Below are 13,070 nucleotides of genomic sequence, written 5' to 3' on the forward strand. Positions count from 1 at the left end.
AGACCCGCTGGGGCAGCTGCAACCCGACGGCTGCCACGATCCGCCTGAACACCGAGCTGGCCAAGAAGCCAGCGGAGTGCCTTGAGTACATCGTGGTGCACGAACTGACTCACCTGCTTGAACCTACCCACGGCCCGCGATTTGTGCAACTGATGGACCACTTTCTGCCGCACTGGCAGCAGCGGCGGGAACTGCTGAATGCGCTGCCGGTTCGGCATCATGAGTGGGGGTATTGAGCGTCAGTTCGGCTGTTCCTTGTGAGACCAGTTCTATCGCTGGACGGTCACTTGAGGTTTCGGAGCACAAACCACAACTTTCGCCCCACATCCATCAACGATACAAATGCAGCAGCGTGAAATCCGACGGCAACACAAGCCGCGTACGGCGTGAGTGGAAATCCAAACAGCAGCGAGATTCCCAACACGGCGCACAAGAGGAACAGCAAGAAGTCAACAAGCATTGTGTCGAGCAAGTCGCGGTAGTAGCCCTGCTCTCGCATGACTTTCAGCAGATGCGTGTGACTGATACTCGCCAAAACGGCTAAGGCGGCGAGCAAGAATCCCAGCATCGTTGTACTGATGGAAGCAACAGTTCCACCGAATGACGCAACGGAGGATGCGTCGGCGAACGATGGGTATGTCTTCCAGTGCCAAGACGCCAATGCAGCTCCCACACCCGTGATAGTTGGAGCGATAAAGGGGTTCACGGCTACTCCTTGCTGCTAGCGATCATCATCTAGTCGGGGGATTGACCCCCTCTGGCGGTTGAAGGCTTCTTCCAAACCTTCAAATACGTGCACAGCAAGTGGATAGCGCCCAATCATCTCCACTTTCAAAGAGTCCTTCAGGGGCGCCATAAAAAGCTCGATGAGCTCCTTGTCTTCCGCAAGCTTAATCCGGACTTTTCCTGTTCCGGGTGTACCCAGAATCTGTCTGACCATTTGCTTGGCTTGGTCTGCCAATCCACCATTTCGTGGCGCTCGCAACGTGAATTTCGCATGTGCTGCATCTATGCCAGCCATCATGTCGAACGCATCTTGATTCCATCTTGGGGCTCGCCCTGGAACAGCAGGAGGCCGATCGTACGCAAAGTCGAGTTCATACAGCTGACCGTTCAGAACTCCATCCAGCTCAGCGTCATTCATCACATGAGGCAACAACACAGCAGTGTCGAAAAGGCTGCTCAGGTAGTTTTCCGCTCGACTCATTCCCCCTGCTGAACGGTTGGCTTGCCAAACCAACACGTTGCCACGAGTCCTGAGCAAAAAGTGGCACTTCTCGATCAGGTGTTCGCCCTCTTCAAGATCAAGCTCGTGTTCTTGATCATTTGCAGCAACCACGTGAGGCGCGTCGTCGCGCAGTTTGACAAAAGTCCCCTTCCAAACCGTACCAACCAGATGCATATCCCGCATCTGAAATCGCTCTCCACTTACGTCGAGCATCGGCAGATTTTGACCATGTTGTCTGACGGACTCAGCCAAAAAACCGGACAGCGGCAAACCTTCCGCTCCAACAGAGGTCCGCGCGAAAAATACCTTGAACACCTTGAATGTCATTGATTCAGCTCCCTGGCAGTCACACAGATACAGAAACCACTTTCCAGCACATCTTGTCACAAAAAGGACGTGCCTCTTTAGGGAGCGTTTGCCGAAGACAACCTCAGCGATTCAAGTGCAGATGATCAACAGGGTGGACTCGTGCAGGCGTTTTTCCAGGGTCTTGCATGGACTTCGTTGGCCCCCACTTGGCAACAGTCTCCTGAATGAAGACCGCAATCGATCCAGCCAGCTTCACGTCCCGCGCATCAGGTGATCCCGCCAGGGCACGCCCTATGTGCAGCCAGCCCTTCAATGCTTCGGCCCTGCTGGTACGCACTTTGTCTCCCGAAGCGGTGCTCGGGCGCACCTTTCTCAAACGGCCTGCCTCGTCGGCTTTCAGTTGCCATAGTTCCGGGTGGCTCACGTTCCGACCACGGGTGGCCTGCCGGGTGGCTTCTGCTTCCACCCCATAGCCGCGCAACTTCTCAGCAAAGGTCTCGCGCCATCGCTGCAAGTCGGCCTTGCGCGGGTTGAGTCGTCTGCCGCTCATGGACTCTGCCCGCACGCTGATGTGCACATGCGGATTGGCCTGGTGGTCGTGCAACACCATCACGTACTTGTGGTCTGCCAGCTCGGTCTGCGCGAACTCGCGTGCTGCCCGCTGGACGATCAGCGGGTCGGTACCCCGGGGCATGGACAGCATGATGTTGAACGCCTCGCGCCGGTAGCCTTCTTCCCCGATCAGACTGCCGCCATAGCGCCAGTCTTCGCCCAGTTCGTGCACGGCCGATTTGCCGCGCACCGTGTCGCCTTGTTCGGTCTCGATGTCGAGTCGGCCGTTCTTGCTGATGTAGCGGAAGTGGGCCGCAATGGCCAGCATGCCCCGCCCTCCTCCGGTGACCTTGACCATGACCTGGGGTGCTCTCTTCACCACGGTGGATTCAATGCGCTTGCGGATGGCTTCAGCGCGCTGACGCATTCCGCCATCACCCAGCCTGGGCTGCGGCTTGACCTTGACCACCCGGTTGCCCGGGTAGAACAGGCGATCACCCCACTGGATGAGCACCCCATCGATGTTCGGCGCTTGGCTCATGGCGTTCTCTTGGAAGTCACCGGCCGGGCCGATGGGTGGTTTCAGCGGATGACCCACGCGGGCGCAGATCGGCCATCAGGGCCGCCGCCTGTGTGAGGTGGCGATGGATGTCTCCGTCCAGCGTGTCGAGCATGTCGCGATAGACCAGCGCCTTTTGCACGTTGCTCTGGGTCAGCAGGCGCGTGAGGGCGTGAATACTGCGGCTGAGACCGGAGAGCTGCGCGTTGGACGTGGTGAGCGCAGAGAGCAACTCGGTGCGGTTTGCGCCCGTGGTCAACGCGGGGATACCGGCGACGAGCCCTGCCAGGTAGGCGCCGCGCGACAGTCCTGCTGCGCGCGCACCGGCTGCTAGTTTTTCGGCCTCAGAGGTTGTCAATCTGATTGACAACTTGATCTGGAACTGGCGCAAAGGGGCGATGCTCTCGAAACCTGTGTCCGGCGGTGGAAGCGATTCAGCCTGCCCGAGTTCGCGGGCCACAGCCCGACGAACCAGCACCGACACGCTCTCACGCCGAGCTTGTGCATGGGCCACCAGCGCGGCCTTCAGACCGCGCATATCGACCGTGACGAAGTCAGGGTTGTGGGTGTTCATGGGTCTACCGAAAGGTGCAAACGTGAGCGAAGCGAGTCGTTTGTGAAACCGGCGGCGTGCCGCCTATCCTGCAATCCACCATGCACCTATGCTCTCCGAGGATCGACCGATCCGAGGTGCTGGATTCACCCCAAAATCCAGCAGAACGCAGGCAAGCTCCCGCCCACCAGGTTGTCAAACCGTTTGACAACCGGTGAGGCAAGGGACCGCGATCAGAGGGAGATTTGCCGCAGGTCGATGGCGTCAAAGCCAGGGCTCCTGCTGCTGGGAGAACGTCGAACTTCTGTTGTTGTGACCGAGTGAGTTGTCAAACCGTTTGACAACTCACTTCGCCGACCAGCCCATGAGGGTCAGCTGACTGGCCTGCACCGCTTGCACCGAGCCTCCACTTTCGGGAGTCACGTAGACCTGCCCTACTTGTGGTGGCGCCTGCAGAGTGTTCACCACAACCTGCGCATCGCCCAGACTGGCTATCAGCCTCAGTGGTGCTGGCCGAGGGGCACGGGTCACAGGTTCTGGGGCAACAGGAGGTGATTTGTGCCCCTTCACAGATTGGCCCTGGTCTGCGCCCTGCCCCAGACTGGCTTCCATGGATTCGATCAGCGCCGACGTTCCACGGCGGACACTGCCCGAACCTTCCGTGAGATCGTTTCGCAGAGCAGCGACACTCTCACGGGTGATGGCGTCCCGGTCTGATGCCCAGGCCTCGACGTACTGGGGATGCTGACCCGCCAGTTTGCGCAAGTCGTACAGCTCGGCCAGTCCCCGACAGCGCCGTTCCCGGTACGCAGCCAGCAACCAGTCCGGCGGGTCGATCAGCGCCGTCGCCAAGGTCACGTACTGCCGGCTTTTGCCGATGGCCCGTGCGATGTCGGCCTGCGTCTGCCCCTGGTTCAACGCCCGTTGCACGAACAGCGCAATCTCCAGCGGGCTCAGGCCCTTGCGCTGTTCGTTCTCGATGAACTGGTCCACGCTGTTGGCGGTCTGGTCCACGAAGGCGGGTATCTCGAACAGTCCGACCCGCTTGCAGGCTCGCAAGCGACGGGCGCCGAAGTTGAGCATCCATCGCCCAGGCTGGGTGGGGTGTGTGCGCACCGAGACGGGCTGGCGCACGCCCCGTTCTCGAATGGTTTCGGCCAGTTCGTCCAGGCTCTGATCGTCGAACTCCTGCCGGGGCTGGTCCGGGTCTTCGTCGATGGTGTCCAGCGGAATCCGCAAGGGGGTCCCGCCTTCTCCCCCGGTCGGCGGCAGCAGGTCCAGACTATCCAGCGACAGGGCCATGGTCCGCTCCGTTGATGGGGGTGATGGGGGTTGTCTGTGTCGGCACTCCATCCAGCACAGCTTTGGCGATCACGACCATTGCCATCTCGATCTCGCGCCAGGCGTCTCGCGCGGCGGTCTTCTTCATCTCCCACAGCGCCAGGCCTTCGGCCTGCGCTTCGGCCACGGCCGAGCGGCGTGGCATGGACGCGTACTGCCCTGGCCTGGGCCCGTAGGGGATCAGGATGGGGTGGAACTTCTGGACCAGCTGCAGGAAGTTCTCCCGCTGAAACGGATTGGCCTCCACCATCACCGGGAGCAAGCCGATCAGGTGCAGCTTCGGGTTGAGCATCGACGTGATCTTTCGCACCCCCACCCGAGGGTGGTTGAGCAGTGCGTGCACGCCGTCCAGGGCTTCCTGGTTGAGCTGGACCGGCGAGAGTACGAAATCGGCCGAGGCCAGCGCCGCGATCATGCGGATGTCCGGGTTGGGATTGGTGTCGATGAGGCAGACATCGAACCGGTCGTCCATGGCCTTCAGGAAGGCCCGCAGGTGGTTCGCGAAGTCGTTGTGCAGGCTGGGCTGGCGCTCCAGCCCGGACAGGTCCCGGTCGGCCGCGACAAGGACGAAGTCCGCCGCCGGTATGACCGGGTTCACCTGCGTGAGCAAGGCGCTGGCCGGGACATCGGCCACGGCCGCGCGCTGGGACTTGCGCAGCGGGTCGGAGAAATTGCCCTGGTGGTCCAGGTCGATGGCCAGCACGCGGCAGCCGAGTTTGCGGAAGTAGTGGGCCAGCAAGGTGGCGACGGCGGATTTGCCGACGCCACCCTTCTGGTTGGCGAGCACAAGCGTCTTCATGGGGAGTCCTCCAGCGCGACCGACAAGGGAGGTCGAGGCGGAGGACGTTTCCCGGGCGCCGCGCTCGATGCGCCAGCGGCCGGGATCGCGCGAGCCGGCGCCGGCCGGCGAGCGCGTTTCAAAACTTCACGCGCACGCACCGTCCGATGATGGGTGCGCTGCGGCGTATGGGCGGCGCTGGATTCGGGGTTGAATCCAGCGCCGAGTTCGTTCAATCCTTGTGCATCACGCCTTGAGCTTGCGCATCTCTTCGGCCAGCACCCACAGCGCCCGGTTCAGGCTCACGCTGCGGTCGATGCTGCCCACCGGGCGGGTGTGCAGGCGCCTGCCCTTGGCACCGCGACCGGGCTGGCCACCACGCAGGGCGTTTTCCTGAACCCGCTGGAACGTGGTCCACAGGCTGTTGCCGAAGTCCTCCGGCCGACGGGCTTCGATCAACTGTTCGGCGGTCACCGGCGCAGGTGGTTCGCCCTCCCCTCGTTCACCGTAGCGCAGCGCCAGGGCGGCGGTGGCAAAGGCCTGCTGTTCCTCGCGCTGCAGCGGCAGGGACTTCATGCGGTCGGTGGACGCGTCCACCAGCTCGAAGTCCTCCAGCACCCGGAAGGCGCCTTCGATCACCTCGTCCTGGATGTTGCCTTTGTGAGGGATGCGGATGTCGTTGGTGACATCGCCGACCACCAGTCCGTTGCAACAGACGAACCTGAACAGACCCGAAAGCATCTGGTAACTGCTGGCGCCGTCATGGCTGTTGATCAGGATGATCTCGTTGGCCTCGGGCCGGGTGTTCACCTGACCCGCGTGACGCATGCGGATCATGTGTTTGGTGAACTCGGTCTTGCCTTCGATGCGGCTTTTGCTCTGGGCCACCATGAAGGGCTCGAAGCCTTCCTGGCGCAGACCGCGCAGCACGTCGATGGTGGGAATGTAGGTGTAGCGCTCGGAACGACTACCGTGTTTGCCTTCGGCAAAGATGGACGGCGCAGACTGACGCATCTGGTCTTCGGCCAGCGGGGTTTCGCTACGGATGACAAAGGTGTTCTGACCAAAGCGGGCGGCCAGTCGGGGGGAATGGGCGGTAGAGATCATGGTGATGCTCCTGGTTCGGAAAATGCGGAGTGAGGGATACCGGGCGGACGAACCGCCCGGTGTGTGAATTCAGGCGTGTGCCGGTTGGCGTTCGCTGCGGGCCTTGCGGCTGCTGTTGGGTGCGCTGGGGGCGGCTGCGGGTGGATCACCGGCACCTTCGCGCGCGCGGCGGGCCTCGCCTTCGGCCTTGCTGTCGAGGTAGTCGATTTCGTCCACGGTGAACGCCAGCCCATAGACCTCCACCCCGTCGTTGTCCTGGTAGTTGTTGTTGCGCACCCGCCCGACGATGTTCACGTGCGAGCCTTTGCCCAGGTACTCGGCCGCGTGTTCGGCCTGCTTGGCCCACAGCGTCCATTGGATTGCGGTGGCTTCTTCGGAGCGCTCTTCGCCGCTGCCCCGGCGGCTGTTGCTGATGGCGGTCAGCACCGCCTTGGCGACCTTGCCCTCTCGCCCGTTGACGAATTCGAGCTTGACGGCGGATGCCAGGTGCGCGTGGCGCTGGATGACTTGAACGTTGGCCATGGTGGAACTCCTTGCAAGAGCGACCAGCCGGACCCCGATTCGGGCTCCTAAAAACCGATCCTCTCGCTCGGACTCTCTCGCTCCCGCCCACGGGCGGGCGGGGGGTGGGCAAGGCCCCTTCCCTTGGGAAGGGGTGGGGGATGGGGAAACCTTGCAGCACGAAACAGTGAGCCCGTCACCCGGCCCACCGCTGAAAGATCCCCCCACAAGTCCCCCTCACCTGTGGATGGGGGCGCCGTGGGGGGATGACGGTGGGCCCAATGGCGCACGCGCTGCCCCAGCCTCTTCGGGCGCCCAGCACAGCGCAGTCGACCGGGTGAACTGAGCAGCGGCGGCTCTGCGGACGGCGTGACACCAAGCGCAGCGACTGGCGCGGCGTTCGAGCCGCTGCGATCACTTCAGGGGTTCAGGACTCCGGTATTCCCAGCGGCCCGGCTTCGGGTTTGGCGGGTGACCGGGGGGACGATCTGGCGGGTGGGACGGGACCAGAGCGCAGCGGCGGGAGTGGCCCGAACGTCAGTTCGTCCAGCGGGCTCGTTCCCGCGCAGCGGGAAGGAAACCAGACCGCGATCCCCGGGCACGGGAAAGGGCCGCAGCACCATGCTGCCGGCTGTGCCGGCCTGGTCAGCCGCTCTTCGATCCACGCGAGCAGCGCGCACTTCAACGAAGAACAAAAGGGGGCGAAGCCCCCTGGCTCAAACGAGGCCGATTTCTGCCATGGAGCAGACCACCTCACCCGCCACGATGAAGTGGTCGAGCACCCGCACGTCGACCAGGGCCGTGGCCTGCTTGATCGTCTGCGTCAGATGTTCGTCGGCACGCGACGGACGGGCCTCCCCACTGGGGTGGTTGTGCACCAGGACCAAGGCGCTGCTGTTGCGCAGAAGAGCATCGCGCACCACCTCGCGCGGGTAGACCGAGGTCTGACTCACCGTGCCCCGGAACATCTCGACGTAGTCCAGCACGCGGTTTTGCGAGTTCAGGTGCATCACGGCAAACACTTCGTGCGGCAGATGGCCCAGGCGAGAGCGCAGGAATTCCTTGACCACGGCAGGCGAGTCCATCAGGTCGCTGCCGCGAACCTGGGCGGCCAGCAAGCGCTGAGCGGCCAGCAGAACCTCGTCGGCCTCGGCGGGACGGTACTGCCCGGTCACATCGCGAATGAGCAAACCGCCCGAACCAGCGGGCACCGACAGGAAAGAATCGAGGGAAGAAAACAGATCGTGCTGCATGACCAACTCCGGTGATCGGGCGGGATTGCCCGAGACCGGAACCGGCACGCCGCAGCGCAGCGGTCACAGGTTCGAAGACGGCCGAACGGCCGCCAGCGCCCACAGGGCGCGCAGACCTTGACGGCGAGAACGGTGTGCAAGGATGAAGGGAACAGCAAGCCAGCCCCACCACAATAAGCAGGCGTGAAACAGGCAAGCGCAGCGCGCAGGCCGGGACGGCCGGAGGCGTCAGCGATCGGCGCCCGACAGGGTCGAGACGCCAGGTCACCTGTGGCCTGGTGGCTCGATGCGCAGCACCAGAGCGCGGTCCGGCTGTGCCGGAGACGCACAAAAATCCCGGCCGAAGCCGGGATGAAATGGAGCGGTTCGGACGCTTGTCGCTGTTTCAAGCGGCCTGATGAACTTCTGGCTCGTGCTCGTCCAGCGCTTCATCGGTCTGCACAGGCTCGGTCAGCATCTGCGGCAACCAACCCGAACCAGCGGCCAGCCGTTCGGCTTCGCTGGCGATCTGCGCCTTCTTGAGTTTCGCCAACCGTTGCACCTCACCCGGAGCAAAGACCTGGACGGCCTCCAGTGCCTTCGCTTTCGATACGTGGTCGAAGTAGCCTGCCGCCGTGGGCTTCCACCAGCTGTGCATGTCCAGCCCCACCGCCTTCGCCAGCAGCGCAGCGGGGGTTTCGTTCTCGCGCTGTGCGATGGCCGAAACCGTCAGCCCCACACACAGGGCCAGCAGCGACAGCAGTTCTTCGTGCTCCATCGCCAGCAGTTCGTTAAACAGAGCGTTCGGGTCTTCCGGCAATCGCGACGCCCATGCCTCGCGCACGGCTCGCAGGCCCTGCGCAGCCGGCGCCTCCGCAACGTCTGGCGCATGCTGCTCCAGCCGGTCCAGCCGGTCCAGCGATGTGGCGCTGATGTTGACCGACGCTGCACCGTAGCCACTCAGGATCACCCGCTGCGCCAACTGGTGCACCAATGCCACCAGAGCGATGCGTGGATGACGGGCCACCTCGGCCTGCAAGGCTACGGTGCGGTGCGCGCTCAGGCGCCTCACCAGCTTCTCGGACAGCCCGCCTCGGCTGGAGGGCACGTCCGCTGGCTTCCCCTCGCCTCCTGAATTTGCGTCCGGTATCGGCTGCGCCTGCGCCAGCAGCGCCTTGACTTGTTCCGCGCGCAGCAGCCCACGATGCACCACCACAGCCCCCATGGGGTCCACCGATACCACCGCCCCAGCCATGGCGACGATGCCGGGGTCGTAGACCACCAGGGCCTGTTCAATGGCGTCCAGTTGATCGCCCAGCCGGTCCAGTTCTTCGTGCAGGGCTTGCGCACCGTCATCGCTCAGATCGTCGTCCTCGTCGTCGAGCTTGTCCTGGAGCCGCGCCTGCTCCGCCTCCAGCTTCTCGATGCGTTTGGCCTCGGCTTTGGTGGGCTCCCGACGCGAGCGCCGCGCCCGCTGGAAGGTGTGCAGTTCGGCCGACGACACGCGCGGTGTGACTTCCACCCAGCTCCAGCCCTCGGCCCGCACCGATTCGGCTGCATCGGCCAGCCGGTCGCGTGCCAGCTTCTCCAGCAAACCGGCATCGGTGAGGAACACGCCTTTCTTCTCGTCCGCGAAGAGGTCGCGCCGGATGCCACCCCCTGCCGCCTCATAGGCCTCCACGCCCACGAAGCGCGCCAGCGCATCGCGGCTGGCGTCCACCTCGTCGCGGGTCAGGTGGTCCCGCAGGGACTCCGGGCTTCGCTGCCACTGTGGCACTTCGTAGAACGCGGCTTCCTGCGCCGCATGATCGTCGGTTATCGCCAGGGCCATCAACTGCTCCAGCGACACCGCGCCTTGCTGGTAGTCGGCCAGCAAGCGGGGCGAGACGTTCGCCAGCCGCAGCCGCCGCTTGACCACCAGCGGCGTGACGCCGAAGTCGGCGGCGATGTCTTCCAGCGACCGGCCTTCGGCCACCAGCGCCTTCCAGGCGAACAGTTCATCCACCGGGGTCATGGCCTCCCGCTGCACGTTCTCGCTCAGGCTCACGGTGCGGGCCGAGGTGTCGGGCACCAGCAGACAAGGCACCGGGTGGTCCTTCGCCAGTTTGTGGCGCTTGACCAGCAGCTTCAAGGCGGCCAGACGTCGACGCCCGGCCACCACCTCGAACCACTGTCCATCGGGCGAGGTGATGACGGTCAGGTTCTGCAGCAAACCCACGCGGGCGATGGACGCGGCAAGTTCGGGAATGGCCGTGCCGCCGCTCTGTCGCACGTTGCGGCTGGAAGGCCGCAGCCGCGACAAGGGGATCAGGTGCAGCTCGTAGGGTGCAACTTCCGGCACGGTGACGGATTCACCGGCAATGGCGGCAGTGCTGAGGACTGCCGCAGCAGCCACGGCGCTCAAGGCCAGGGTTTCGGTTTGGGTAGCGGTGTTCATGTGAAATCTCCTGTCCCACACGGGGACCTTGTTCAAACAATGGAAGACATCGAGAAAAGGTTGGGAAGTCAGTCGGTGCTGTGCATGGGCGCTCTCCTTGGGTGCTGGGCTCCGCAGGGGCCGCGAAGCCCTTCGCGGCCATGGGCAGCAGCTGGGGCCGGCGCGGGTGCGCCGTCAAGGGAGGAAGCGAAGGCGCTGGCGCGGCCCGCAGGCGCAGCCGAGGACACGGGCGCCGCAGCGGCCCTTGACGGGGGGAGCGCCCGCAAAGGCCAGGCAAGCCGGTGAAACCGGCGCGCAGGGGGTGCGAATCGCGCAGCACTGCCGGAGAGAAAGGGGTCGGCCCATTCGGTTGAGGGTCAACCCCAACAGCGCAGCACAGCACAGCAACACAAAAGCACGCTCCCGCGATGTACGGGGCGGCGCCACAAGGCCCCAACACAGCGTCAATCTGTCGCAGGCACCATCGCCTGCAGTTGTTCGATCACGCCAGGCTCGACAAAGACACACGGCTGCTCAGCCGCGACCGGTACGTTGAACACCCGGGCGAAGGCACCCCGCTTCAGATGCGCCAACCGCCCAGTGCGGTACACCTGATCAGGCTTCATCAGGCCTGAACCCGACGGCGTTCCGCTGCGCTGCGGATCGCATTCGACCAAGGCCACGAAGCCCTCCGAAAACAGGCGCTGGTGCTCGGGACACAGCCCCCAGCCCGTCGTCGTGTGGTGCTTCATGCTCGCGCGCAGGCGCCGGTCGAGCAAGATGTTTCCGGTATCAAAAGCAGTGCCGCACACCAGACAAAGCTGCTGCTCCAGCGAAACGTGTGATTTGTCGTCCATGACCAACTCCGGTGATCGGGCGGGATTGCCCGAGACCGGAACCGGCACGCCGCAGCGCAGCGGTCACAGGTTCGAAGACGGCCGAACGGCCGCCAGCGCCCACAGGGCGCGCAGACCTTGACGGCGAGAACGGTGTGCAAGGATGAAGGGATCAGCAAGCCAGCCCCACCACACCTGCAGGCGTGAAACAGGCAAGCGAAGCGCGCAGGCCGGGACGGCCGGAGGCGTCAGGTATCGGAGCCGAATGGCCGCGACCCGGCACGGCGCGCGGGGCGCAGCCCGCAGAGCCCGACGGCGGCACGCCGGGACGCTATATCACAATCGGCACTCTTCATCTGCTGCACCAACAGCACCGAAGACAAGTCACCCAGATCCATTTGCGTGCCCCATGACCACCGCCGCCAGAGCCGAAATCACCGCCTGGGCCTTTCGCACCCGGTTCCGCCGAGGCGCGTTTGGCTGGAAAGGCACTCAACTGGCCACAGGCCGCATCAACGAAGCTCTGACCGAGATCCGTGCCGTTGCCCGCCACGACACCGCCTGTGCCGCCGAAGGTGCCGTGCTGCTGCTTGAGAAGCTTTCGCCTGCCCTGTGCCAGATCGACAGCTCATCGGGCGCCCTGGGCAATGCAACTTACGCTGCGATCCAGGAACTGGCGCCCCTGATCAGCCAAGCACCCGTGAGCACCAAGGTGCGCCAGAAATGGCTCGACCGCCTGTTTGATGCCATTCAGGAAGATGACCCTCCCTATATCGAGTCCCTCGGTGATTACTGGGGCGATCTGTGCGCTACAAAAGAACTCGCCTCCGCCTGGGCCGACCAGCTCCTGCCGACCCTGAAGAACGTCTTGCGAGAGCGCAAGCGCGGCACCTACGCCTTCTTCTCCAGCACCACCCTCTGCTACAGCGCCCTGTTCAAGGCCAACCGCCACGATCAGATCCTGGAACTGCTGGCCATGGATCCCCGACCGATCTGGCCCTACCTGGTCTGGGGCGCCAAAGTGTTGGCGACCCGCGGCCAGATCGATGAAGCCATCGCCTACCTGCGTGAACGCGCAGGGAGTACCACCAGCGAAACTTCCATCGCCCGCTTTGCTGAAGAAGAACTGCTCAAAGCCGGTCGCCGCGCCGAAGCGTTCAACCAGTACGCGCTGCTCGCCAATCAGGCCAACACCCACATCGCCACCTTCCGGGCCCTCGCCAAGAAGTACCCCGAGCTGGCCAAAGACAAGCTGTTGGACCACCTGATCGCATCCACGCCCGGTGAGCCCGGCAAGTGGTTTGCCACCGCCAAGACCCTGAAGTTGTTCGAGCAGGCAACCCGCCTTGCTTGGGCGACACCGTGCGATCCCAAGACCCTGAACCGCGCCGCACGCGACCACCTGAAGACCCAGCCAGACTTCGCGATGCAATGTGCGCTCGCCTCTTTGCACTGGATGTCGATGGGCCACGGCTTCGAACTGACCGGCCTGGACGTGCTGGAGGCCCACCGATTCGCCATCGAGGCCGCAGCGGTGACTCAGCAAACTCAACAAGCCCGAACGTCCATCGAACAAGTGCTCGCATCCGATGGACCCATGGTTGCCTGGATGCAACGATCGCTGGGTACCGTGCGGTAGCCTGCTCAGCAAGGGACGG

Annotated in this window: 13 protein-coding genes; 2 read left to right on the forward strand and 11 right to left on the reverse strand. The window is 63.9% G+C overall.

What is annotated here, in order from left to right:
• Positions 1-236 (forward strand): M48 family metallopeptidase (locus tag RMP09_RS01890; protein ID WP_310564317.1); only part of this gene is annotated, 236 nt, incomplete at its 5' end.
• Positions 237-283: 47 nt separating this feature from the next.
• Here the strand turns inward: RMP09_RS01890 and RMP09_RS01895 are convergent.
• The 11 genes from RMP09_RS01895 to RMP09_RS01945 all read right to left on the reverse strand — a co-directional run bounded on the left by RMP09_RS01895 (position 284) and on the right by RMP09_RS01945 (position 11,433).
• Positions 284-706, reverse strand: a complete 423-nt coding sequence (locus tag RMP09_RS01895; protein WP_305716511.1) for a hypothetical protein — start codon at positions 704-706, stop codon at positions 284-286.
• 15 nt (positions 707-721) lie between these two features.
• The gene (locus RMP09_RS01900) at positions 722-1,555 is read right to left on the reverse strand and encodes a DUF6731 family protein (protein ID WP_310564318.1); all 834 of its coding nucleotides are present in this window, start codon (positions 1,553-1,555) and stop codon (positions 722-724) included.
• Positions 1,556-1,658: 103 nt separating this feature from the next.
• Positions 1,659-2,630: a relaxase/mobilization nuclease domain-containing protein gene (locus tag RMP09_RS01905; protein ID WP_310564319.1), complete on the reverse strand. Its 972-nt coding sequence runs from the start codon at positions 2,628-2,630 to the stop codon at positions 1,659-1,661.
• 16 nt (positions 2,631-2,646) lie between these two features.
• Positions 2,647-3,222, reverse strand: coding sequence for a hypothetical protein (locus tag RMP09_RS01910; protein WP_310564320.1), 576 nt, complete (start codon positions 3,220-3,222; stop codon positions 2,647-2,649).
• A gap of 324 nt (positions 3,223-3,546) precedes the next feature.
• A complete protein-coding gene (locus tag RMP09_RS01915; RefSeq protein ID WP_310564321.1) occupies positions 3,547-4,503 on the reverse strand; it encodes a ParB/RepB/Spo0J family partition protein in 957 nt (318 codons plus the stop codon).
• Positions 4,484-5,341 (reverse strand): ParA family protein, encoded by an 858-nt coding sequence (locus RMP09_RS01920; protein WP_310564323.1) that lies wholly within the window; start codon positions 5,339-5,341, stop codon positions 4,484-4,486. The genes RMP09_RS01915 and RMP09_RS01920 overlap by 20 nt, the downstream gene beginning before the upstream one ends.
• A 225-nt stretch (positions 5,342-5,566) precedes the next feature.
• On the reverse strand, positions 5,567-6,427 hold the full coding sequence (locus tag RMP09_RS01925; protein WP_310564324.1) for a DUF932 domain-containing protein: 861 nt from the start codon (positions 6,425-6,427) through the stop codon (positions 5,567-5,569).
• Positions 6,428-6,496: 69 nt separating this feature from the next.
• Positions 6,497-6,949, reverse strand: coding sequence for a single-stranded DNA-binding protein (locus RMP09_RS01930; protein WP_291469685.1), 453 nt, complete (start codon positions 6,947-6,949; stop codon positions 6,497-6,499).
• 695 nt (positions 6,950-7,644) lie between these two features.
• Complete coding sequence (radC, locus tag RMP09_RS01935; protein ID WP_310564325.1) at positions 7,645-8,181, reverse strand: RadC family protein; 537 nt, start codon at positions 8,179-8,181, stop codon at positions 7,645-7,647.
• Between the two features lie 385 nt (positions 8,182-8,566).
• On the reverse strand, positions 8,567-10,597 hold the full coding sequence (locus RMP09_RS01940; protein ID WP_310564326.1) for a ParB/RepB/Spo0J family partition protein: 2,031 nt from the start codon (positions 10,595-10,597) through the stop codon (positions 8,567-8,569).
• 443 nt (positions 10,598-11,040) lie between these two features.
• On the reverse strand, positions 11,041-11,433 hold the full coding sequence (locus RMP09_RS01945; protein ID WP_210827139.1) for an ATPase: 393 nt from the start codon (positions 11,431-11,433) through the stop codon (positions 11,041-11,043).
• Between the two features lie 388 nt (positions 11,434-11,821).
• On the opposite strand from RMP09_RS01945, the gene RMP09_RS01950 reads away from it, so the two are divergent.
• Positions 11,822-13,051 (forward strand): hypothetical protein, encoded by a 1,230-nt coding sequence (locus RMP09_RS01950; RefSeq protein ID WP_310564327.1) that lies wholly within the window; start codon positions 11,822-11,824, stop codon positions 13,049-13,051.
• Positions 13,052-13,070 lie beyond the last annotated feature (19 nt).

The organism is Hydrogenophaga sp., from assembly GCF_031426985.1.
Lineage (GTDB): Bacteria > Pseudomonadota > Gammaproteobacteria > Burkholderiales > Burkholderiaceae_C > Hydrogenophaga.

What these genes read in the sequence shown, in the direction of transcription:
- RMP09_RS01930 (WP_291469685.1), bottom strand. Translation starts at nt 6,949, where the DNA reads ATGGCCAACGTTCAAGTCATCCAGCGCCACGCGCACCTGGCATCCGCC.
- RMP09_RS01900 (WP_310564318.1), bottom strand. Translation starts at nt 1,555, where the DNA reads ATGACATTCAAGGTGTTCAAGGTATTTTTCGCGCGGACCTCTGTTGGA.
- RMP09_RS01940 (WP_310564326.1), bottom strand. Translation starts at nt 10,597, where the DNA reads ATGAACACCGCTACCCAAACCGAAACCCTGGCCTTGAGCGCCGTGGCT.
- RMP09_RS01910 (WP_310564320.1), bottom strand. Translation starts at nt 3,222, where the DNA reads ATGAACACCCACAACCCTGACTTCGTCACGGTCGATATGCGCGGTCTG.
- RMP09_RS01905 (WP_310564319.1), bottom strand. Translation starts at nt 2,630, where the DNA reads ATGAGCCAAGCGCCGAACATCGATGGGGTGCTCATCCAGTGGGGTGAT.
- RMP09_RS01920 (WP_310564323.1), bottom strand. Translation starts at nt 5,341, where the DNA reads ATGAAGACGCTTGTGCTCGCCAACCAGAAGGGTGGCGTCGGCAAATCC.
- RMP09_RS01915 (WP_310564321.1), bottom strand. Translation starts at nt 4,503, where the DNA reads ATGGCCCTGTCGCTGGATAGTCTGGACCTGCTGCCGCCGACCGGGGGA.
- RMP09_RS01950 (WP_310564327.1), top strand. Translation starts at nt 11,822, where the DNA reads ATGACCACCGCCGCCAGAGCCGAAATCACCGCCTGGGCCTTTCGCACC.
- RMP09_RS01925 (WP_310564324.1), bottom strand. Translation starts at nt 6,427, where the DNA reads ATGATCTCTACCGCCCATTCCCCCCGACTGGCCGCCCGCTTTGGTCAG.
- RMP09_RS01945 (WP_210827139.1), bottom strand. Translation starts at nt 11,433, where the DNA reads ATGGACGACAAATCACACGTTTCGCTGGAGCAGCAGCTTTGTCTGGTG.
- radC (WP_310564325.1), bottom strand. Translation starts at nt 8,181, where the DNA reads ATGCAGCACGATCTGTTTTCTTCCCTCGATTCTTTCCTGTCGGTGCCC.